Genomic DNA, 20,751 nt, shown 5'->3' on the forward strand with positions numbered 1-20,751 from the left:
AACTCACCACGGATGTGGGTTCATGCGAGCACGATGCAAAGCCGCAGCCGATTCGGACGCATGTGCGCGCGATACCGGGTATAACCATGGGCAACGGAAAAGCCTGAATCGACGAGGCGCTCCGCCGGAACCTCCCCGTGAGGGCAGCATCCTTCGCGATCAGGTTGCATAATAGCCATGTACGTTCAACCTTGAGGAGACCATCCCTATGACCGATATGACCTCATCTGCCACCCCGGCGCGCGAGCGCGCGCACCAGCTGCTGGCCCCCGGCACCCAGCTGCACGGCTTCACCGTCGAGCGCGACGAGACGATCGACGAGCTCGATGCCGACGCCTACGTCATGCGCCACACGTCGTCGGGCGCCCGGCTGCTCTACCTTGCATGCGAAGACGAGAACAAGTCCTTTGCCATCGGTTTCAAGACCCCTCCCGCCGACGACACCGGCGTGTTCCACATCCTCGAGCACTCCGTGCTGAACGGGTCGGCCAAGTTCCCGGTCAAAGAGCCGTTTGTCGACCTCATCAAGACGTCGATGCAGACGTTTCTGAACGCCATGACCTACCCCGACAAGACGATCTATCCCGTGGCGTCGACCAACGAGCAGGACCTACTAAACCTCATGGACGTCTACATGGACGCCGTGCTGAACCCGGCCATCTACTCCAAGCGCGCCATCTTCGAGCAGGAGGGCTGGCACCTGGAGCTGGACGAGGCGGACGCTGCGGAGCAGGCCTCGGACACCGCCGATGACACCCCCGGCCTGCGCTACAACGGCGTCGTGTTCAACGAGATGAAGGGCGCGCTGTCCGACCCCACCGACGTGCTCGACAACGAGATCATGCGCCAGCTGTATCCCGACACCGCCTACCGGTTCGAGTCGGGCGGCAACCCGCGCGCCATCCCCACGCTCACCTACGAGAACTTCCTCAACACGCACGCGCGCCACTACAACCTCGCCAACAGCTACATCGTGCTCTACGGCGACATGGACGCCGACCGCGTGCTCGCGTTTCTGGACGACCGCTATCTGTCCGACGACGCGCTTGCCGCCGCGCGCGCATTCAAGCGCGAGGCCGGCACGCTGGTCGAGAACCCCGGCGATCCCAACCCGCTCGAGCTGCAGGCGCCCGTCGTGTGCGAGTACGACTCCATCACGATGAACACCACACCCGAGAACGCGCAGGTCGGCATGGCCTACGTGCTGGGCCATGCGCTCGACCGCAAGCGCGTGATCGCAGCCGACGTGCTCTTCGACGCGCTGCTCGGCTCCAACGAGGCCCCGGTCAAGAAGGCCATCCTCGCGGCGGGCCTCGGCGGCAACGTCATGAGCTACACCGACGCCGCGTGCCTGCAGCCCTACGAGCTCATCGTGCTGCAGGGAGCAAAGCCAGGCGTGGCGCGCGAGTTCCGCCAGGTCATCGAGGACGAGTGCCGCAGGCTCGTCGAAAACGGCATCCCCCGCGACCGCCTCGAGGCCGTGCTCTCCAGCGAGGAGTACGCGCTGCGCCAGCGCGACTACGGCGTGGCCGACGGCGTGGCCATCACCTGCGACCTGCTTTCGACCTGGCTGTACGACGACGATGCCGCCACGTCGGCGCTCACCTACGGCCCCATCTACGCCGAGCTGCGCCGCGAGCTCGACGGCCCCTACTTTGAGAACCTGCTGCGCGAGCTCGTGCTCGAATCGAAGCACAGCGCGCTCGTCGACCTGATTCCGCACGATGCTGACGACCAGGCCGAAGATCCCGAGGCAGCCGAGCTCGCAGCGCTTTGCGCGAACATGAGCGACGCGGACCTAAAGGCCGTGGCCGACAACGTCGCCGCCCTCCGCGCGGTCCAGGAGGCCGAGGACACGCCCGAGGCCCGCGCGACCCTGCCGCGCCTGCACGTCTCCGACATCGGCCCGGCGCGTCCCGAGCCCGCGCTCACGCTCGACACCACCTCGCCGCTGCCCTGCCTCAAGCACGACATCCCGACGCATCGCCTCGCCTACTTCATGGCGTACTTCGATCTCACGCACGTCAGTTATGCGGAGCTGCCCTACGTGTCGATTCTCGCCCGCCTGATGAAGCAGCTCGGCACCACCTGCCGCAGCGCTTCTGAGCTGGACAGCTATATCGGCTCCAACCTGGGTTTCCTCGCGTTTGCACCCGAGGTCATGGCGCAGCCCAACTGGAAGCTCGCCCGCCCCGTGATGACGGTCGCCGCCGGTGCCCTCACCGAGAAGATCGAGCATCTCGCCTCCATTCCCGCCGAGGTGTGGGGCAAGACGGTGTTCGACGACATCGACCGCATCCGCGAGGTGCTGACCCAGATGCGCATCGGCATGGAGCAGGGCTTCATCACCTCCGGCCACCAGGCGGCGCTCGCCCGCGCCTGGTCCTACGTGTCGCCCGCCGGCATGGTGTCCGAGAGCATCTCCGGCGTCGACTTCTACCAGTTCCTGCGCGACCTGCTCGACCACTTCGACGAGCGCGCCGACGATCTCGTCGAGAAGCTGCGCGACCTTCAGGCGCGTATCTTCACGTCGACGGACACGGTCGTGAGCTTCACGGGAACCGATGAGGACTACGAGCGCTTCTGGAACGCCGCCGGTTCGCTGGGCCTGGAGCCCCGCCTTGCCGCCGCCAAGGAGCTCTACGTGCCCATGCCGCAGCCCAAGCGCGAGGCGTTCATCATCCCGAGCGACATCTGCTACGTGGCGAAAGCCGCCGACCCGCGCGCGATGGGGCTCGCCATGGACGGCAGCTGGAGCGTCGCGGCGACCGTGCTGTCCTACGATTACCTGTGGAACGAGATCCGCGTGAAGGGCGGCGCCTACGGCTGCGGCTTCCGCGCGGTCGCAGACCGCCAGCTGTGCTTCTACACCTATCGCGACCCGGCGATCGATCCCTCGATCGAGCGCATCGCGGGCGCCGGCACCTGGCTTTCGACCTTTGAACCCGACCCGCTGAGCTTCGAGGGCTTCATTGTGTCCAGCGTGGCCAGCCACGACGCGCCGCTCAAGCCCTACGCGCTCACGCGTCGCCAGAACATCGAGTTCTTCACCAAGCGCCCGGTCAACTGGCGAGATGAGCTGCGTGACGGCATGCTCGCCACCACGCCCGACAAGCTGCGCGCGCTCGGCGAGACCATCTCGCGCGTTGCCGAGGAGGCGCCGCTGTGCGTGTTCGGCGGGCGCGAGGTCATCGAGCGCAGCCATGCCGGCCTGAATGCCGTGGACCTGCTTGGCTGATCGAGCACCACAGAACCCCGCTAACAAATGGGGACGGGTTCGTTTTTGATCGACACGGTGTCGAGCAAAAACGAACCCGTCCCCAATCAACCCATTGCGAGAGGAGAATGAATGGAGCACGAGCGCGTGACGCATACCATCGAACCGGTCTACGACGATCGCTCGCGCGTGCTCGTCTTGGGTACGATGCCATCGCCCGCCTCTCGCAACGTCGGCTTTTTCTACGGGCACCCGCAGAACCGATTCTGGCGAGTCATGGAGCGGCTGTTCGCTCTGCCAGACCATGCGCTCGTGGACAACGACGCCCGCATATCGTTTTTGCTCGAACACCGCATCGCCCTGTGGGATGTGCTCGCCTCGTGCTCCATCGAGGGAGCCGCGGACTCGAGCATCGCCGACCCCGTGCCCAACGACCTGACGCGCATCCTTGACGCCGCCCCCATCTCGCATGTGTTCACCACGGGCGGCGCTGCGGCCAAGCTGTGCCGGCGCTTCGACGGGAGCCTGCTGCGCGAGCGGGGCATCGAGTACGTCGCGCTGCCCTCCACGAGCGGCGCCAACGCGCGCATGCGCCTGAACGACCTGGTGCTTGCCTACAGCGTCTTGGCGGAGCGCATCGATATGCGTCAGGCCAAGCGCACCGTGCGTCGCGCGGTGCTCGCACGTCGCGATGCCATGGATGCCGCCGACCGTGCCGCGCGCTCGCATAAGCTGTGCCGCGAGCTCATCAATGTTTTGGAGCAGCTGCCCGCGCATGCAACCGTATCCGTATACGCCGCCATGAACAGCGAGGTCGACCTCGACGAATGCATCCGGGCCGCCTTTGCGCGCGACCTGGTCGTGGCGTTTCCCTGCATGCAGCGCGCAGGCGGCGGACGGCAGGACATGGTCATGCGCGCGGTCTCGCAGGCGGACTACCTTGCGCGCGCGGCGCCGTTCATCAATCGTCCCGTCGCATCGTTCAGGCCGTCGCCTGAAGACGAGCGGAGTTTTGCGCTCGTCGACCCACGGGACATTGACCTCATGATCGTCCCGCTTGTGGCCTTCGACGACCAGGGGCATCGTCTGGGCTACGGCGGCGGCAACTACGACTCATACCTGCCGCAGCTGGATTCCGGCTGCATCGGCCTCGGTGCCGCGTTCGAGACGCAGCGCGTAGACCGCGTTCCCGTCGAGAAACACGACCGGACACTCGCCCGCATCTGCTGCGCATAGCGAGACGGGCTTTTTGAGACGGGCCCGTTTGCCCTGGCAGTCTACTGCCCGCCCGCCTTGCGGATGTCGTAGGGCGTCGTCTGGTACACGTAGTAGTTCAGCCAGTTGGTGTAGAGCAGCTGCGCCTGCGCGCGCCACACGTTGAGCGGCTCTTTCGTGGGATCGTCATCGGGAAAGTAGTTGACCGGGATCTGCGGGTCGATGCCGCGCTTGATGTCGCGCTCGTACTCGAGCTTGAGCGTGTCGGAATCGTACTCGGGATGGCCGAACACGAAGAAGCGCCTGCTGTCCGTCGACTTCGCGATATACAGCCCCACCTCGTCGGACACGGCGATGACCTCCAGCTCCGAGACGGCCTCGACATCCTCGCGACGCACGCCCGTGTTGCGCGAATGCACCGCCCAGAAGCGGTCGTCCAGGCCACGCACGAGCGGACTGGACGGCTTGATCAGCCGATGCTGGAACACGCCGGACGCCTTCGCCGGCAGATCGTACTTGTCGATGCCGTAGTGGTAATACAGCGCCGCCTGCGCTCCCCAGCAGATATGCAACGTTGAATGCACGTGCGTGGTCGACCATTCCATGATGTCGCACAGCTCGTCCCAGTAGTCGACCTCCTCGAACGGCATCTGCTCCACCGGCGCGCCGGTGATGATCAGGCCGTCGTAATGGCGGTCGCGCACCTCATCGAAGGTTCGATAGAACGTCTCCAGATGGCTCGCCGCCACGTGCGTCGCCTCATGGCTCTTGGTGCGCATGAGCTCGACCTCGATCTGCAGCGGCGTGTTGGACAGCTTGCGCATGATCTGGGTCTCGGTGGCGATCTTGGTGGGCATGAGGTTGAGGATCAGCACATGCAGCGGACGGATATCCTGATGGATCGCGCGATACTCCGTCATGACGAAGATGTTTTCGCCCTCGAGGGTCTCGGTGGCGGGCAGGGCGTCGGGAATGCGAATAGGCATGGAGCGTCTCCTCTGTGCGGGATTCGGCTGCGCGGCGAAAACCGGCAACAAGAAATCGTGCGTTCATTGTAACGCGCTACAATGGGCTCCCAACCAGTCAGCGAGAAAGGTGCCCGTATGCTTACCACGAGATCTGTCGGCATTATCGGTATGGGACACGTGGGAGCGCACGTCGCCAGCGCGCTGCTTTCGCAGGGACTGGCCGACGAGCTGCGTCTGTGCGACATCGACGAGAAGAAGCTCGCGGCAGAAGTCCAGGATCTCCACGATGCCCTGCTGTTCCACCCGTACAACACCAAAATCGTGAACTGCGGCGATGCGTACGAGGAGCTCAGCGGGTGCGACATCATCGTCAACGCCGCGGGCAACGTCGCGGCGTCGTCGACCGACCGCGACGGCGAACTGTTCTGCACGACCGACATCTGCCGCACCTTTGCCGAGCGCGTCGCGGGCAGCGGCTTTGCCGGCATATGGGTGAACATCTCCAACCCATGCGACGTCATCGCGACCGAGATCTGGCATCTTACCGGATACGACCCGAGCAGGATCATCGGCACGGGCACGGCGCTCGATTCCGCCCGCCTTCGCGCTCAGATCTCGCTTGCATGCGGTGATGTGGACCCCAAGTCGATCGACGCCCACATGATCGGCGAGCACGGGTTCTCGCAGATCGCCGCATGGAGCCCCGCCACGATCGGCGGTGTTTCGCTTTCCCGCCTGGCCCTCGATTACCCCGAGCGCTTCGCATTCGACCATGACGAGGTCGAGGAGCTCGCACGACGCGGAGGATACGTCGCCATGGCTGGCAAGCGCTGCACCGAGTACGCCATCGCGGCGGCGGCCGCCCGCATCGTCGCCGCCATCCTGCACGACGAGCACGCCGTCATGGCGGCCTCCACGCTCATGCGCGGACAGTACGGCGAAGAGGGCATCTTTGCCTCGCTGCCCTGCGTGATCGGAAAGAACGGCGTAGAGCAGGTATTCGAGCTCGACCTGTCTGAGGACGAGCTCGCCGGTTTCCACGGCAGCTGCGCGCATATCCGCGAGAACATCGCACGCCTCACCTGGTGGTAGGCGTGACAATTCCCCTGCCTTTCTGTCACGCCGTCCCCAAATAACCCAACCCTACTTGATGTCGATGGTCTCCAGGGCCTCTTCGATGAGCTCCATGCTGTTCGAAGTCCGCGGGCCGTTACCGCGCCATGCGATGACCGCACCTCCGTCGCTGGTCACGCCGAGCTTCTGCACACCGGCGGCATCTGTGATCACACCGGAGATATCCTCATCGCCCCACATGACATCGATAATGAGGATGTCCTCGCCCTCCAAGCTGACGGTATGACGCGCATGCAGGTCCCCGCCGCCGCTCGCGACCCGAATGTCCCACGCGACGGGAAGCTCGATATCGAAGAAGTCGCCCTCGTAGGTCCGTACGTTCGTGCCGGATTTGGACGTCGACGTGGTGTTCGCAGAGGACGCATCGAACTCGTCCTCGTCCTCCTCATCCTCGTCGAAATAGCGCCCGTGCGCGCGATCCGCCAGGTCATCGGCCACATCGTAGCCCGCATCGAGCGCGATCTCGCGCGCACGCTCGACTCCATCGGGCGTCAGGTTGTCGGGATAGGAAAGCTCGATCACGAGGTCGTCGGACATATCGATGCCCTCGCCCTCGGCAAGATCCTCGTCGACCGCGATGGCGAAGTCCGCGCTCGGGTAATCGTACATGCGCCCGTATTCGCCGAACGGCGACGCCTCCACGCTGAGCGCGTACGAGCCGGGAACCAGCTCGATGCCCTCACCGTCGCTGTCGACGAACTGCCGCTCCTCGTAATCCTCGCCCGCCGCAGTCGTCCCGCTGATGAGGACCGGCATCGGGGTTCCGCCTTCCTCCGTATCCCACCCGCTTGCATCCACGCCGATGGTCACGTCATGGGATGCAGCGAGCATCTCCCGTCGTTCCTCCTGTTCGCGCGCTAATTCCTCGGCTGCCATTCGCTCGGCCTCGGCGCGCTGGAAGGTCATCGTACCGCCCACCGCAACGACGATGACGACGGCAGCGACGGCGATACCGAGCAGCATGCGGCGGGAACCTAGGGTGCCAAGGACCTTTGCCGCCCGGGAATCCGAAGACTCCACGGGGGCCTCCGCAGACTCGGTATTCATCTGCTTTGCGGCAGGGTGTTCATCATCTGAGACCGAGGTGGGCTCGACGCTCGTGCCGCAGTAGACGCAGAATTGCGAATCATCCGGCAGTTTCTTCCCGCAGTGTCTGCAAAACATGGCGACCCCCGATCAAGACAGTTCGTGAGGTCAATTATTACATGCGCCGACACGTTTTGACGGGTCATTTGGACGGATGGGTTGGAACGAACCCGTCCCCAACCAACCCATCCGCCGGCTAGCGCTGCTCGTCTTCAAAGGAGGCGACTGCGGCCAGGAAGGCGTCGCCGAAATCGTCGGCCTTCTTCTCGCCGATACCCGGCACTTCCAGCAGCTCCTCGCGCGTTTCCGGGCGCAGGCGGCAGATGCCCCGCAGCGCCTTGTCGGACATGATCATGTACGGCGCCCACGACCGCTCGACGGCAAAATCCCGCCGCAGCTCGCGAAGACGCTCGAACAGCTCGCCGTCATCGCCCACGTGCGCACGGCGCGGACGCGGCGCGGACGGCTCTGCCGCGTCCTCCCGAATGAGATCGACTGCGCGCCGTACGCGCTCGTTGCTGCGACGCTTGGCCGCGCGGCGCTTCATGGTGAAGACGAACGGCTGCTCAGGGCTATCGGCCATGACCTCCACGGCGTGCGGGCCCAGGCCGACCACCGGGTACTGGCCTTGCGACTGCACCAGATAGCCGCGCCCCACAAGCTGCCCGATCACGTCCTTGATGTGACCGGTCGACTCCGACGACAGAGACCCGTAGCCGGGCGCCTCGTCGAGATGGCAGCTGCGGATGCGCTCCGTATTGGCGCCGTGGAGCGCGTCCGCCACTAGCGCGCGACCAAAGCGCCCGTTGCAGTCCCTCACGAACAGCACGACGTTGCGCGCGACCTCGGTCACGTCCTCGGTTTCGTAGGGCGTCGTGCAGTTCGAGCAGTTGCCGCACCCTTCTGCCGCCCCGTCCGCGTCCGCGGGCCGCTCCACGCCCAGCGCGCCCTCATCGCCGAAGTAGCGCAGGATGTATCCGCGCAGGCAGCCGGTCGTCTGGCAGTAGCCCTCCATAGCGCTCAGCAGCCGATACCGATTCTGCCGCGCCATGTCGCGCGCCTCGCCGTCCAGCCCCTCGTCCTCGGGTTCGCGATCGATCAGGTAGCGGCGCAGGCGAAAATCGTTGCCGTTCCAGAGCAGATAGCAGCTCGCGGGATCGCCGTCTCGCCCCGCACGGCCCGCCTCCTGGTAGTAGGCCTCGATGCTCTCGGGAACGTTGTTGTGGATGACATAGCGCACGTTGGGCTTGTCGATGCCCATGCCGAACGCGTTGGTGGCCACGATGACCGGCGCCGTGTCGTTGATGAACGCCACCTGGTTTTCCGTGCGGTCGCCGTTGGACATGCCGGCATGGTAGCGCGCCACGTGGATGCCACGTGGCTCGAGCGCGTGGGCGAGCTTGAGGTAGAGCTCGTCGACCGCCTTGCGCGTGGAACAGTACACGATGCCGCTCTCGTCGGCATGGTTGAGCGCATAATCGCGGATCCAGGCGGTTTTCGCCTTGTCGCCCATCTCCTCGACGCCGAAGAAAAGGTTGGCGCGGTCGAAACCCGTCACCACGGTTTCCGGACGCTGCAGGCCGAGCATGCGCACGATGTCGGCGCGCACGCGCTCGGTCGCTGTCGCGGTGAACGCCGCCACGACGGGGCGGACGGGAAGCGCCTGGATGAACGCGGCGATATCGAGGTAGGAGGGGCGGAAATCCTGACCCCACTGCGAGACGCAGTGGGCCTCGTCGACGGCGACCAGAGGCACGCCGATGCCGCCAGGTGCCGCCGCCACTTGCGCGAACGCCAGAAAACGCGGCTCGAGCAGGCGCTCGGGCGCCACGTACATGATCTGGTACCAGCCCTCGGCCGCGCGCTTGAGCACCGTGTTCTGCTGACCGAGCGTGAGCGACGAGTTGAGGTAGCTCGGGCGCGCGCCGGCTGCCTTGAGGGCGCGGACCTGGTCGCCCATGAGCGAGACGAGCGGACTCACGACGAACGTGATGCCGGGCCTGACGAGCGCCGGCACCTGGTAGCAGATGGATTTGCCGGCGCCCGTGGGCATGACGCCCAGCGCATCGCGACCGGCCAGGATCGCATCGACCAGACGCTGCTGACCAGGGCGGAATGAATCGTATCCAAAGTAGCGCCGCAATGCATCCTGTGCATCCCATGCGTTGTGGTTAGCGTCCGGCATAGCGTCCTCCTCCTCATCTCAATAGCGGGGATTATACCCGCTGCCGCGCCGGCGCTAGTCGTCGTCGCCGGAGGCCCCGAGCTGGGTCAGGATCGCGAGCGCCGCCGCGACGACGCCGGAGCCGTTCTCGCCCGTATCGACACCGCGGCCCAGGCCGGTTCCGGCTCCCGCGCCCGCACGCGCCGGAACGGTGAACTTGCGCGTCTTGGGATAGGTGATGGCACCGAGCTTGTTCTTGAGCTCGAACGCGACCGTTTTGGGCACGTCGACACCCTGATACACCAGGCGCCCCTGCGTGAGCGACACGCTTTCCAGCCCCAGGCGCTCCGCGCGGATGCGGATGCGCGCGCGATCGAACAGGTTCATCGCCGCAAGCGGCAGCTCGCCGTAGCGCTCCTCGCAGTCTTGCTGGACCTCGTCCACCTCGGAGAGCAGCGCAGCCGCCGCAAGCTTTCGGTAGATGAGCACGCGCTGATCGACCGCCGGCAGGTAATCCTCCGACAGGTAGAAGTCGGCGGGCAGGTTGATGGCCACGCCGGTCTGCTCCAGGTCCTCGCCGTCCTCGCCGCGCGCCTCGGCGACGGCCTGCCCGAGCATCTGCGTGAACAGGTCGAAACCGACGCTCGACAGGTTTCCGTGCTGCTCGGCGCCCACCAGTGAGCCCGCACCGCGGATCTCAAGGTCGCGCATGGCGATGCGCATGCCGCTGCCCAGGTCCTGGAACTCGGACAGGGCGGTCAGGCGCTCGGTCGCCTCTTCGGTCAGCGGCATCTCGCCGGGGAACATGAAGTACGCGTACGCCTGCGTAGCGGAGCGGCCCACGCGGCCCTTGAGCTGATAGAGCTGCGCCAGGCCCAGGCGCTGCGAGTCCTCGATGATCAGCGTGTTCGTGCGCGGATTGTCGATACCGCTCTCGATGATGGTCGTGGCGACCAGCACATCGACCTCGCCGGTCGCGAAGCGCACCATCACGTCCTCGACCTCGCGCGGGCCCATCTTGCCGTGCGCCACGGCGACGCGCGCCTCGGGCACGACCTCGTGCACGCGGTCGACCGCGTCGTCGATGGTCTTCACGCGGTTGGACACGTAGTAGACCTGACCGCCTCGATCGAGCTCGAGGCGAATGGCCGCACTCACCACATCGGGGTCGTATTCGCCCACGTGCACGACGACCGGGCGGCGGCCCGTCGGCGGCGTCGTGATGAGGCTCATGTCACGCACGCCGGAGATGGCCATCTGCATGGTGCGCGGGATCGGCGTGGCCGAGAGCGTCAGCACGTCGATCTGCTCGCGCAGGTTCTTGAGCTGCTCTTTGTGCTGGACGCCGAAGCGCTGCTCCTCGTCGATGATGACCAGGCCCAGATCGTGCGGGTTCACATCGGCCGACAGCAGACGGTGCGTTCCTACTAGCACGTCGACCTTGCCTTCCGCGAACGCGGCGAGCGCGCGCTTCTGCTGGGCGGGCGTGCGGAAGCGCGACAGCACCTCCACCTCCACGCCGAAGGGCGCGAAGCGGTTGAAGAACGTCTCGAAGTGCTGCTGCGCCAGGATCGTCGTGGGACACAGCACCATGACCTGGCGCCCTCCGTCCACGCATTTGAACGCGGCGCGCAGGGCGACCTCCGTCTTGCCGAAACCGACGTCGCCGCACAGCAGGCGATCCATGGGCTTGGGGCTCTCCATGTCGGCCTTGATGTCGGCGATAGCCTCGAGCTGGTCGCGCGTGGGCTCGTACGGGAAGCTCTCCTCCATCTCGTTCTGCTCGGGCGTGTCGGGCCCAAAGGCGAACCCCGTGATGGAGCTGCGGCGCGTGTACAGGTCGACGAGGTCAAACGCGAGCTTCTTGGCGCTTTTGCGCGCCTTGTTGGTGGCGCGCGTCCAGTCGGCCGTGTTGAGGCGCGTCAGGCGCGGGTTGGCCCCGTCCGGGCCGACGTAGCGCGTGATGCGGTCGACCTGCTCGAGCGGCACGTACAGCTTGTCACCGCCCGCATACTCCAGCAGGAAGTAATCGCGTTCGCGGCCGGCGACCTCCTGGCGCACGATCTCGGAGAACAAGGCGATGCCGTGCGTGGCGTGCACGACGTAATCGCCCGGCTTGAAGGGGAACGTGACCTCGGTCACGTCCACCCGACGGCGCGCCCGGCGGCCGCGCTTGGCGTCCATGCGCGCGTTCAGGTCGTTGAGCGAGAACACGGCCAGATGCGCATCGGGCACGACCACGCCGGAGGGAATCGGCGCATCCACGAAGGTCACGCGGCCGCGCGTGATGGTCGGCACCGTGATGGCGGGCGCACCCGAGAGGTCGGCCGCGTTCAGCTTGTCCGCATCGCGCTTGAGAAGCGTCACGTTCACGTGCACATCGCCTGCGACGGAACCGCTGTTCTCGGGCGCGGCCTGCAGCGACTCCTCAAAGGGAATCGACTCGTCGGTAAACGACAGCTCCATCGATTCGCGCGCGCCGCGGTCCGGGATGGCGAACGCCACGGCGAAGCGGTTGTTGACCACCTCTTGGATGCGCGAGATGAACCGGTTGTCCGAACCCGCGAGCGCCGGCTGCTCGATCTTGAGCTCAGCGGTCACCGCACCGCCCGCCCGGATGATCGACACGTACTGCAGGCGCTGCTGACGGCCGAAGTCAAGCTGCTGGGGGCGCACGTACAGGCCGTCGAGATGCGAGACCTTCGCCTCGCCCGCCCGCCGCTCGAGGTCCTCATAGGCGCGCGTGCAGTCGTCGAACAGGCTGCGCGGCTCCGAGAGCACCACGAGCGTGTCGTCGCTCACGTGTGCGAGCGGGCTTACGGTCGATTCGTACATGAGCGGCATGAAACGGTCGAGCTCCGGGGTCACGATGCGCGCCTTCACCATCTCGAGCATGGCGGCGAGCTCCGTATCGTTTTTGGCGGGCGCGTACAGCGCGGCGGAGATGCGGCGCACCGCGTCGTCGGTCAGCGCGAGCTCGCGGACCGGGAAGATCTCGACGGACTGTTCGTCGCCGATGGTCTGACCCGTCGAGCTCACCATGCGGCGGATGCGATCGATCTCGTCGCCGAAGAACTCGATGCGCACCGGGGAGGTCGCCTGCGCGGGGAAGACGTCGACGGTGTCGCCGTGCACGCGGAACAGGCCCGGCGCATCTGCCGCATCCGAGCTGGTGTACCCCATGCCCACCAGGCGCGCCGGCACCTCGTCGTAGGGAATCTCCTCTCCCACCGTAAAGATGGTCGACGCCCAGTAGCGGCTCTCGCGCGGCGGCACGCAACGCAGCAGCGCACGGGCGGAGGCGACCATGATGACCGGCTCCCCTTGCGCCACGCGGCCGAGCGCCGCGCAGCGGGCCGCCACGACCGCGTCGTCGGGCTGCGTGTCTTTCCACGGGTAGTCGGTCCGCTCGGGAAAGCGCACCACGTGCTCCAGCCCCAGGTACGCGGCCAGCGACCGGGCCGCGCGGTCGGCCGCGTCCTCGCCCGACACGATATAGACCGTCGAGCGCGGATTGCGCGCGAACTGCGCCGCGAGCATGAGCGTGCGACCGGATTGCGACACGGCGAGCGTGGCGTCTTGGCCCTCCGCGAGCGCCGCCTCGACGGTCTGCAGCGCCTCGGCCGTGTAGAGCTGGGCGGCTATGCGATGGATGAGCATGTTTCGTCTCCCTATGGCAACCGGGTCGCTCCCGGGCTGCCCCCTCATGCCAAAAGCCCGTCCGAGCGGGTCGAACGGGTGATGCGAAAACAGGTTGTCATGTGTATCGTATCGCAATTGGGCGAACGGCCGGGAAGTTCACAGGGAACACCTGAGGCGCTCATGGGAACGTTGGTCGACTCGGTTCGCGCAGCGACGGCATGTTGCGCCTTACGATCAGGGCGAGCGGGGGGTCAATGACACAGAATGGGCAATTTGGCACGCTAGAGGCCTCTATTAGCTCTCTTTAGCGTGCCAAATTGCCCATTCTGTGTCATTGACCCCCTGCCCCCCTCTTCTCGAAAGGCGACATGTTCACCCAACGGCATCACCCGAGGGAGCGCCGACCAAAAGGAGCCTCTCGACGCCCTCCTATATCAGCCCGAGGTCCCTGCAGGCCCGCGCGATGCCGTCCTCGTCGACGTGCGGTGTAACGTGGCTCGCCGCCGCCTTCACCTCGTCCGACGCGTTACCCATGGCCACGCTCGTGCCCACGCATCGAAACATCGAGATATCGTTGCCGCCGTCGCCGAACGCGACGCACTCCTCGGGCTCGATGCCGAGATGCGAATCGCCGAATGTACCCGCCCCCGACAGCGCGGCGGCCAGGCGCCTTTAGGCGCGACCGGTCGCCTTGAGGTGGTACTGGCGCTCGTAGCGACGGGCAAAGGCCAGCAGCAACAGCACCGCCACGATGGAGAACGGCACGCCCGCCAGGCCGATCCAGTTGTAGGTCGCGCCCGTGTTCAGCACCATCTGGCCCACCTGGGCGCCGATGGCATTGCCACCGTTGAAGGCGATCTGCACGCAGGCGCCGCCCAACAGCTCACCGCCGCCCTGACCGACCTCGACCATCAAGATCTGCTGCGGGCTGGAAACGAAGAACAGCCCGATGGAGACCACGAACATCAGCAGCGCGCACAGCGCCGAGCCGCGACCGAACAGGAAGATGAGCAGCAGGGCCACGCCGGCAAGCGACTGGCCGGCGGCCGCGGCGATGCCCGGGCTCCGGCGATCGGCGGCGCGCCCGCCCAGCGTCGAGCCGACCACCATGCCGGCACCAGCCAGCACCAGCAGCATCGGCACCATGCTCTCCGCGAATCCGCCCATATGCTGCAGCCAGGGAGAGACGTAGCTCCACCAGCAGAAGATGCCCGTGTTGCCCAGCAGGACCGCGGCGAGGATGAACCACGGGCCGGGAGCCTTCAGAAACGCGAACTGCCCGGCCAAGCCCGCATCGGGGATGGCGTCGAGCACCGGCACGAACCGGTGGATGAGCACCGCCGCCAGCACGGCCCACGCCGCCGCGAACACAAAGGGCGCGTGCCAGGAGAACATGCTCGCCATCAGCGTGCCGGCGGGCACGCCGATCATGTTGGCGACTGTCTGGCCAAGGACCATGGTCGCCACCGCCTGGCCCTCACGGCCGGGGTCGGCGAGCATCTTGGACGCGAGCGTCGCGGTGCCGAAGAACGCGCCATGCGGCAGGCCCGCGATGAAACGGCCTGCGAGCAGCATCATCGGATCCCCCGAAATCGCGGAAAGGGCGTTGCCCGCAGCGCAGATCGCCATGAACAGGATGATGAGCCGACGGGGCGGCACGCGGCGCCCGACCACGAGCATCGTCGCGCCAACGCAGACGCCCACCGCGTACGCCGTGATGAAGTTGCCCGCCCAGGCGACGGTCACGTCCACGCCCTCCGCCACGACCGGCAGGATGCCCATCATGACGAACTCGGCGAATCCGAGCACAAACGCGCCCATGGCGAGGGCGATGAGGCTCTTTTTCATAGTCGATCCGACCCTTTCTCACAGCAAAAGCCGGACTGCACAAGAGCGGTCCGGCTCGTCATGGCATGTTTGCACCAGCGGATAGTAGCACCCACGCAGACGCACGGAAAGTGGCAACCCCGATCCTCTTCCATCTCCTTACAAACCATGTGCGAACATCATGCGGCCGTATGGAGACGAAAAACCGACGCGCCCCCGCGCATCCCAGCACCGGCGCCCGCCGCAACCCGACGCGGCGCCCGCAGCGGTCTACACCAGGCCGACCCTCCAGCTGGCGAACGCGCACAGCGCGCCGAACACGCAGATCACCAGCGCACCGGACAGGTCGGCAAGCATACCGCCCAATCGACGCTCCTGCTTCCACGCCGTCAGCTCACCGTCGATGCGCTTCCAGATGCGCCACAGCAGCAGCGCGCACCCGATCACGCCCACGGCGTTTTGGAGCATGAGCTCGCCGCAGATAAGGCCGATGAGGTTCGCCGCGGCATACCCGCCGTCTCCCGCCTGGTAGTGCTGCTTCACGAACTTGAGCAGCCACGCGACGAGCGGCTGGCACATTGCCGAGATGAACGACACCGTCAGCGTCGGGTTCTGCTCCATGGCGTCCTGCAGCGCCGAGATGGACCCGCCTCCGACCATCCACACGTACCCTATCATCGCGAGCGGGACCACGACCATGATGACCTGCACCGTCGTGAAGATCTTGGCGGTGCGCGCCTCGTACTTGGACTGGGGACGGGCTGCCCGCTTGGGCTTTTCGACGGCATCGGCGGGCCTGATCGAGTGCTCGTCGTCGAGCTTCGTTCCGCGCGCCGCCGCCTGAGCACGAGTCGTCTTTGCCATGGTATCCCCTTTCGCGGGCGATCCTTCGTCGTCTTGGGAAGATTCCCGTTCATTCTGCCAGATGCGCACCGAACATAACGCCCATCTGGCAGGGTGAGCAGGACTCGCCCCTCGTTCAGCACGCGCCCGCAGCAGGCAAGCGCCGCGGGCGCGTAAAGAGGGTCGGAAAGGCGCCGGGGAATGCCGGTCAGGCCGCCCCTCTGCGCGCCTTTCCGCAGATGCACCTAGTGCAGCTCGGGCCAGTAACCCTTGTTGGCCTCGATCAGGTCGTCGAGGATGAGCTTGGCGACCTTGGCGGACGGCACGGTCGCAGACAGCGACAGCGCCTGCCACAGCTTCTGGTAGCTGTGCTCGACCCAGGCCTGGACGACGAGCTTCTCAACGGAGACCTGCTGCTCGAGCATGCCCTTCTGCCACTGGGGCACCTGGCCCTGGCAGATCTTCTCGTAGCCGTTCTTGCCCACGATGCAGGGGACCTCGACCATGGCGGTCGGGTCGAAGTTGGACACCGCGCCGTCGTTGGGAACGATCAGCAGGAAGCGCTCCATGGTATTCTCGGCCAGTGCGCAGGCAAGGTCCACGATGTAGGTGGCGTGCGCGTCGGCCTCGAAGCCGCAGCCCTCGGCAGTGCCCTTCTCGATCACCTCGCGGCAGGCGCCGAACACGCGCTTCTCGCGGCCGTCCATGACCTCGTTGGCGCGCGTGTAGTTGGGATCGGAGGTCTCCACCACGTAGTCCGGGAAGATGTAGTACTTGAGGTACGTGTTCGGGATGGTCTCGGGATCGAGCGCGTACACGTCCTTGGCCTTGCCGAAGGTGTGGACCCAGGACTCGTCGATGTGCTGCTCCTGGCCCGGCTCATGGCTGATGCCGTCGAGGTAGCCGTTCTTGGCCATGTGCTTCTTGATCTCCGGCATGAGGTCGTTGCCGTCCTTGTCGTAGATCCTGGTGAACCAACCGTAGTGGTTCAGGCCGTAGTAGCTGTACTGCAGCTCGCGACGGTCCTTGATGCCGCACATGACGGCCATCTTGTCCATCAGGTCGATCGGCATGTCGCAGATGTTGATGATCTTGCTGTTGGGACGAAGCACACGGCAGGCCTCGGCGACGATGGCCGCCGGGTTGGAGTAGTTGAGCATCCACGCGTCGGGGCTCCACTTCTCCATGTAGTCGAGGATCTCGATGACGCCGCCGATGGAGCGCATGCCGTAGGCGATGCCGCCAGGTCCGCAGGTCTCCTGGCCGAGGACGCCGTACTTCAGCGGGATCTTCTCGTCCTTCTCGCGCATGGCGTACTTGCCGACGCGGATGTGGGCGAGCACGAAGTCGATGCCGGTGAAGGCGGTCTCGGGATCGGTCGTGTAGTTGAACTCAATCTCGGGGGCGTTCTCGCGGAAGTAGATCTCGCAGGCCTTGGCCACGATCTCCTGGCGCTCGGCGTCGTTGTCGTAGAAGGTGATCTTGTTCACCGGGAAGCGGTCGTGCTCCTCGAGCAGCATGAGGGCGATGCCCGGCGTGAAGGTGGAGCCGCCGCCGGCGATAGTCACCGCATAGGACTTCTTGGACATGGCTGATCGTTCCTTTCCCGGTCGCAATGGGTTTGGTGAGCCTCGCGTTGCGACCACGACGCGGGGCCTTTGTTCACCTCGGGACCTCCTGGGGTGCGGGGCGACTAGCGGTGCAGTAAGTCAAGCCGCCCCGTTCGAAGGGGTTTCGCGCATCGATGCGCGGGGTAGGCGGGCTCGATCCGCTACATCAGCTTCTCGAACTCATCGCGGACCTTAGCGACCTTGAGTCCGATGATGATCTGGACCGACTTGCCCTTCTTCATGCATCCGCTCGTACCGACGGCCTTGAAGTCCTTATCGTCGGCGACGAGGGTCTCGTCCTTGACGTTCAGGCGCAGGCGGGTGACGCAGTTGGTCACGTCGACGATGTTGTCGGGACCACCCACGAGCTCCATGCACGCCGCGGCGGTGACAGCGTAGGGGTTCTCCTCGGCGCCGGCCTCGATGGCCGCAGCGCCGCCGCCCTGCTTGGCCGCACGGTACTCGGCCTTGCTGCGGAACTTGATCTCCTCCTCGTCGTCCTCGCGACCGGGGGTCTTGAAGTCGAACTTGAGGATGAGGAAGCGGAAGACGACGAACCAGATGCCGGTGAAGACAAGGCCCACGACCAGACCGGTGAGGTAGGTCATCCAGTGGTTGGCCCACAGCGGGATGAGGTTCAGCGAGCTGATCTCGATGAGGCCGCCGGCGAAGACGCCCACGACACCCACTGCATTCATGGCCGTGGCGAGGCACGCAGCAAGCGCGCAGTGGACGATGAACAGCGCGGGAGCGATGAACAGGAACGTGAACTCGATGGGCTCCGTCACGCCGCAGAAGATGGCGGTGAGGGTGATGGGGATCAGCAGGCCCAGCAGCTCCTGGCGCTTCTCGGGCTTGGCGGTGGCGTAGAAGGCCAGCGCGATGCCGGGGCAGCCGAACATCTTGGACCAGGTGGAGCAGGTGAAGGCCGCGTAGGGCGCAAGCTCGGTAAGCGGGGCGGAAGAGGCCGCGATCTCGGGGAGCTGCTTGGCGAAGGCAGCGTAGATGCCGCCGTTCACCACGGCGTTGTCATAGTAGAACGGGCTGTACAGCAGGTGGTGCAGACCGAAGGGGATGAGCGCGCGCTCCAGGAAGGCGAAGATCCACACGCCGGGCAGGCCGACCGTTGCCACGAAGCCCTGGAAGGCGCGGATGCCGTCCTGCACGTGCGGCCACACCAGGCAGGCGACGAGCGCGGTGGGCAGCATCACGAAGAACGCGATCATGTAGACGAACGTGGAGCCGGAGAACACGCCGAGCCACTCGGGAAGCTCGGTCTCGAAGAACTTGTTGTGCAGCGCGATGACGATGCCGGAGATGGCGAGGGCGCCGATCATGCCCATGTCGAGCGTCTTGATGCTCGCGACCATGGCGAGACCCGAGGAGCCGCCGACCTCAGCGGAGAAATCGACGCCGAAGGTCGGGCCCCATTGGGACAGCATCGTGGACACGAAATAGTTGAAGGTGAGGTAGGCGACGAGCACTTCCATGCAGCAACGCGCGTTCTGCTTGTTGGCCAGGCCGATGGGCAGCGAGACCGCAAACAGCAGCGGCAGCTGGTTGAAGACCGTCCAACCGCCCTGCAGGATCACGTTCCACACGCCGTACCACAACGTATCGGGAGCCGCCAGCGAGCCGAAGATGACCTCGGTGGTGAACAGCGTGCCGAGACCGATCACCACACCGGCGAACGCAAAGAGAAGCACCGGGGTGAACATGGCACCGCCGAACTTCTGGATCTTTTGCATCATGGGAGGCTTCCTCCTTTCTTGCTTACGTCGTCCGGACAGGCGATACCCGGACGTCAATTCTTTCGTATAACCTGCATTTCCCCTGCTCAGAAGCTTGCCGGCGTTTGCTACCCAACATGTTCGTACAAGTTATGGCTTAATTATGCGATTCTTGTTCGTACAAGTCTATCCATACCGCAGGCGGCGCGGCGAACGGTCGGAATTCACCGGTAAACGTTATTGTTGTTCGTACAAGTTAGCGAGAGCCGAGACGGGCGCAACGACCTGGTCGTGCAAGATGCCGTGGTCATGCGGATTACATCGGTCTATACTCTGTATAGCAAGTTGTTCGAATAGGTGATGCAATGCCCAAAGCAGTGTTCCAGGATATCTACCGCGCCCTCAAGCAGAACATCGAGGACGGGATCTTCGCATACCAATCGTTTCTTCCCTCCGAGGCGGAACTCACCGCGCGATTCGACTGCTCGCGCAGCTCCGTCCGCCGTGCGCTGCGCATGCTCGCGGAAGACGGCTACGTCCAGTCGCAGCAGGGCAAGGGCGTGCGCGTCATACGCAACCCCGCGCTTCTTGACATCAGCGGCTATAACGGGCTGGAGACGTTCAACGAGCTCGCCGCGCGGCTCGACTTCACGCCGCACACCGACGCCGTGCTGCTCGAGGAGATCGTTGCCGATGACGGGCTCGCGGAAACGACGGGGTTCGCCACGGGAAGCCGCCTTACCCACATCATGCGCGCGCGCCGCGCCGACGACATACGCATCTCGACCGACGAGAGCTTCTATCTTGCCGACGAGGTGCCCGGATTGACGCTCGAGATCATCGCGAACTCGGTCTACGCCTACCTCGAGGGCGAGCTCGGCATGAAGATCGGCACGAGCAAGCGCACCATCACCGTGGAGGCGGCGACCGAGAACGACCGGCGCTACATCGACCTCGGCGAATTCAACGCGGTGGGCGTCATGCGCTCGCACACCTTCGACGCCGACGGCGTCATGATCGAATACACCGAATCCCGTCAGCGCCCGGGCTTTTTCGCCTACCACGAGACCGCCGTCCGCTCCCAGCGCTAGCGTGCAAACTGGGGACGTACCTTCAGCGTGCACTTTTGCAAATCGGGGACGTACCTGCTGCGTGCATTCTGGGGCTCACATGCAAATCGGGAACGTACCTGTTGCGTAATTTTTTATGCATATCGCATATCGGGAGCGCACCCGCTGCACCAAAATGATGCACGCAGCAGGTACGTCCCCGATTTGCAAAAGTGCACGCGGAGGGTACGTCCCCGGATTTGCAT

Annotated in this window: 13 protein-coding genes and 1 pseudogene; 4 read left to right on the plus strand and 10 right to left on the minus strand. The window is 65.3% G+C overall.

Going from position 1 to position 20,751, the window contains the following annotated elements; translation table 11 throughout:
• Nucleotides 1-208 precede the first annotated feature (208 nt).
• The gene (locus tag QVN30_RS03175; RefSeq protein WP_353738960.1) at nt 209-3,238 is read left to right on the plus strand and encodes an insulinase family protein; all 3,030 of its coding nucleotides are present in this window, start codon (nt 209-211) and stop codon (nt 3,236-3,238) included.
• A gap of 111 nt (nt 3,239-3,349) precedes the next feature.
• Nucleotides 3,350-4,453 carry a 5-formyltetrahydrofolate cyclo-ligase gene (locus tag QVN30_RS03180; RefSeq protein ID WP_289835453.1) on the plus strand — a complete coding sequence of 368 codons (1,104 nt, stop codon included), beginning with the start codon at nt 3,350-3,352 and terminating at the stop codon, nt 4,451-4,453.
• A 41-nt stretch (nt 4,454-4,494) separates the two neighbouring features.
• Here QVN30_RS03180 and metA read toward each other — a convergent pair whose 3' ends face one another.
• Complete coding sequence (metA, locus tag QVN30_RS03185) at nt 4,495-5,418, minus strand: homoserine O-acetyltransferase MetA (protein ID WP_066831738.1); 924 nt, start codon at nt 5,416-5,418, stop codon at nt 4,495-4,497.
• A gap of 117 nt (nt 5,419-5,535) precedes the next feature.
• Here metA and QVN30_RS03190 point away from each other — a divergent pair, with 117 nt between their 5' ends.
• Nucleotides 5,536-6,492, plus strand: coding sequence for a lactate/malate family dehydrogenase (locus tag QVN30_RS03190; protein ID WP_289835455.1), 957 nt, complete (start codon nt 5,536-5,538; stop codon nt 6,490-6,492).
• A gap of 51 nt (nt 6,493-6,543) precedes the next feature.
• On the opposite strand, the gene QVN30_RS03195 is transcribed toward QVN30_RS03190, so the two are convergent.
• From QVN30_RS03195 to QVN30_RS03230, 9 genes and pseudogenes are all read right to left on the minus strand, one after another.
• Nucleotides 6,544-7,554, minus strand: a complete 1,011-nt coding sequence (locus QVN30_RS03195) for a hypothetical protein (RefSeq protein ID WP_289835457.1) — start codon at nt 7,552-7,554, stop codon at nt 6,544-6,546.
• 78 nt (nt 7,555-7,632) lie between these two features.
• A pseudogene (locus tag QVN30_RS11440) lies at nt 7,633-7,698 on the minus strand (zinc-ribbon domain-containing protein); the annotation flags it as partial.
• 118 nt (nt 7,699-7,816) lie between these two features.
• On the minus strand, nt 7,817-9,805 hold the full coding sequence (locus tag QVN30_RS03200; RefSeq protein WP_289835458.1) for a RecQ family ATP-dependent DNA helicase: 1,989 nt from the start codon (nt 9,803-9,805) through the stop codon (nt 7,817-7,819).
• 54 nt (nt 9,806-9,859) lie between these two features.
• Entirely contained in the window at nt 9,860-13,444 is a 3,585-nt protein-coding gene (mfd, locus tag QVN30_RS03205; RefSeq protein WP_289835459.1) for a transcription-repair coupling factor, read from the minus strand.
• A 411-nt stretch (nt 13,445-13,855) separates the two neighbouring features.
• A complete protein-coding gene (locus QVN30_RS03210; protein ID WP_079989127.1) occupies nt 13,856-14,092 on the minus strand; it encodes an HAD family hydrolase in 237 nt (78 codons plus the stop codon).
• Between the two features lie 6 nt (nt 14,093-14,098).
• A complete protein-coding gene (locus QVN30_RS03215) occupies nt 14,099-15,274 on the minus strand; it encodes an MFS transporter (protein ID WP_066831722.1) in 1,176 nt (391 codons plus the stop codon).
• 249 nt (nt 15,275-15,523) lie between these two features.
• Entirely contained in the window at nt 15,524-16,117 is a 594-nt protein-coding gene (locus QVN30_RS03220) for a hypothetical protein (protein WP_289835460.1), read from the minus strand.
• 224 nt (nt 16,118-16,341) lie between these two features.
• Nucleotides 16,342-17,685, minus strand: a complete 1,344-nt coding sequence (locus QVN30_RS03225) for a 6-phospho-alpha-glucosidase (protein ID WP_066831710.1) — start codon at nt 17,683-17,685, stop codon at nt 16,342-16,344.
• 182 nt (nt 17,686-17,867) lie between these two features.
• Nucleotides 17,868-19,457, minus strand: coding sequence for an alpha-glucoside-specific PTS transporter subunit IIBC (locus tag QVN30_RS03230; protein WP_289820536.1), 1,590 nt, complete (start codon nt 19,455-19,457; stop codon nt 17,868-17,870).
• A gap of 344 nt (nt 19,458-19,801) precedes the next feature.
• Between QVN30_RS03230 and QVN30_RS03235 the strand changes: the two genes are divergently transcribed.
• Nucleotides 19,802-20,527 (plus strand): UTRA domain-containing protein, encoded by a 726-nt coding sequence (locus QVN30_RS03235; protein WP_204565012.1) that lies wholly within the window; start codon nt 19,802-19,804, stop codon nt 20,525-20,527.
• Nucleotides 20,528-20,751 lie beyond the last annotated feature (224 nt).

Origin of the sequence: Collinsella ihumii, assembly GCF_030385545.1 — a bacterium.
Classification (GTDB): domain Bacteria; phylum Actinomycetota; class Coriobacteriia; order Coriobacteriales; family Coriobacteriaceae; genus Collinsella; species Collinsella ihumii.

Excerpts from the sequence above, each read along its gene's own strand:
- QVN30_RS03175 (WP_353738960.1), top strand. The coding sequence starts at position 209 with ATGACCGATATGACCTCATCTGCCACCCCGGCGCGCGAGCGCGCGCAC.
- QVN30_RS03180 (WP_289835453.1), top strand. The coding sequence starts at position 3,350 with ATGGAGCACGAGCGCGTGACGCATACCATCGAACCGGTCTACGACGAT.
- metA (WP_066831738.1), bottom strand. The coding sequence starts at position 5,418 with ATGCCTATTCGCATTCCCGACGCCCTGCCCGCCACCGAGACCCTCGAG.
- QVN30_RS03190 (WP_289835455.1), top strand. The coding sequence starts at position 5,536 with ATGCTTACCACGAGATCTGTCGGCATTATCGGTATGGGACACGTGGGA.
- QVN30_RS03200 (WP_289835458.1), bottom strand. The coding sequence starts at position 9,805 with ATGCCGGACGCTAACCACAACGCATGGGATGCACAGGATGCATTGCGG.
- mfd (WP_289835459.1), bottom strand. The coding sequence starts at position 13,444 with ATGCTCATCCATCGCATAGCCGCCCAGCTCTACACGGCCGAGGCGCTG.
- QVN30_RS03215 (WP_066831722.1), bottom strand. The coding sequence starts at position 15,274 with ATGAAAAAGAGCCTCATCGCCCTCGCCATGGGCGCGTTTGTGCTCGGA.
- QVN30_RS03220 (WP_289835460.1), bottom strand. The coding sequence starts at position 16,117 with ATGGCAAAGACGACTCGTGCTCAGGCGGCGGCGCGCGGAACGAAGCTC.
- QVN30_RS03225 (WP_066831710.1), bottom strand. The coding sequence starts at position 17,685 with ATGTCCAAGAAGTCCTATGCGGTGACTATCGCCGGCGGCGGCTCCACC.
- QVN30_RS03230 (WP_289820536.1), bottom strand. The coding sequence starts at position 19,457 with ATGATGCAAAAGATCCAGAAGTTCGGCGGTGCCATGTTCACCCCGGTG.
- QVN30_RS03235 (WP_204565012.1), top strand. The coding sequence starts at position 19,802 with ATGCCCAAAGCAGTGTTCCAGGATATCTACCGCGCCCTCAAGCAGAAC.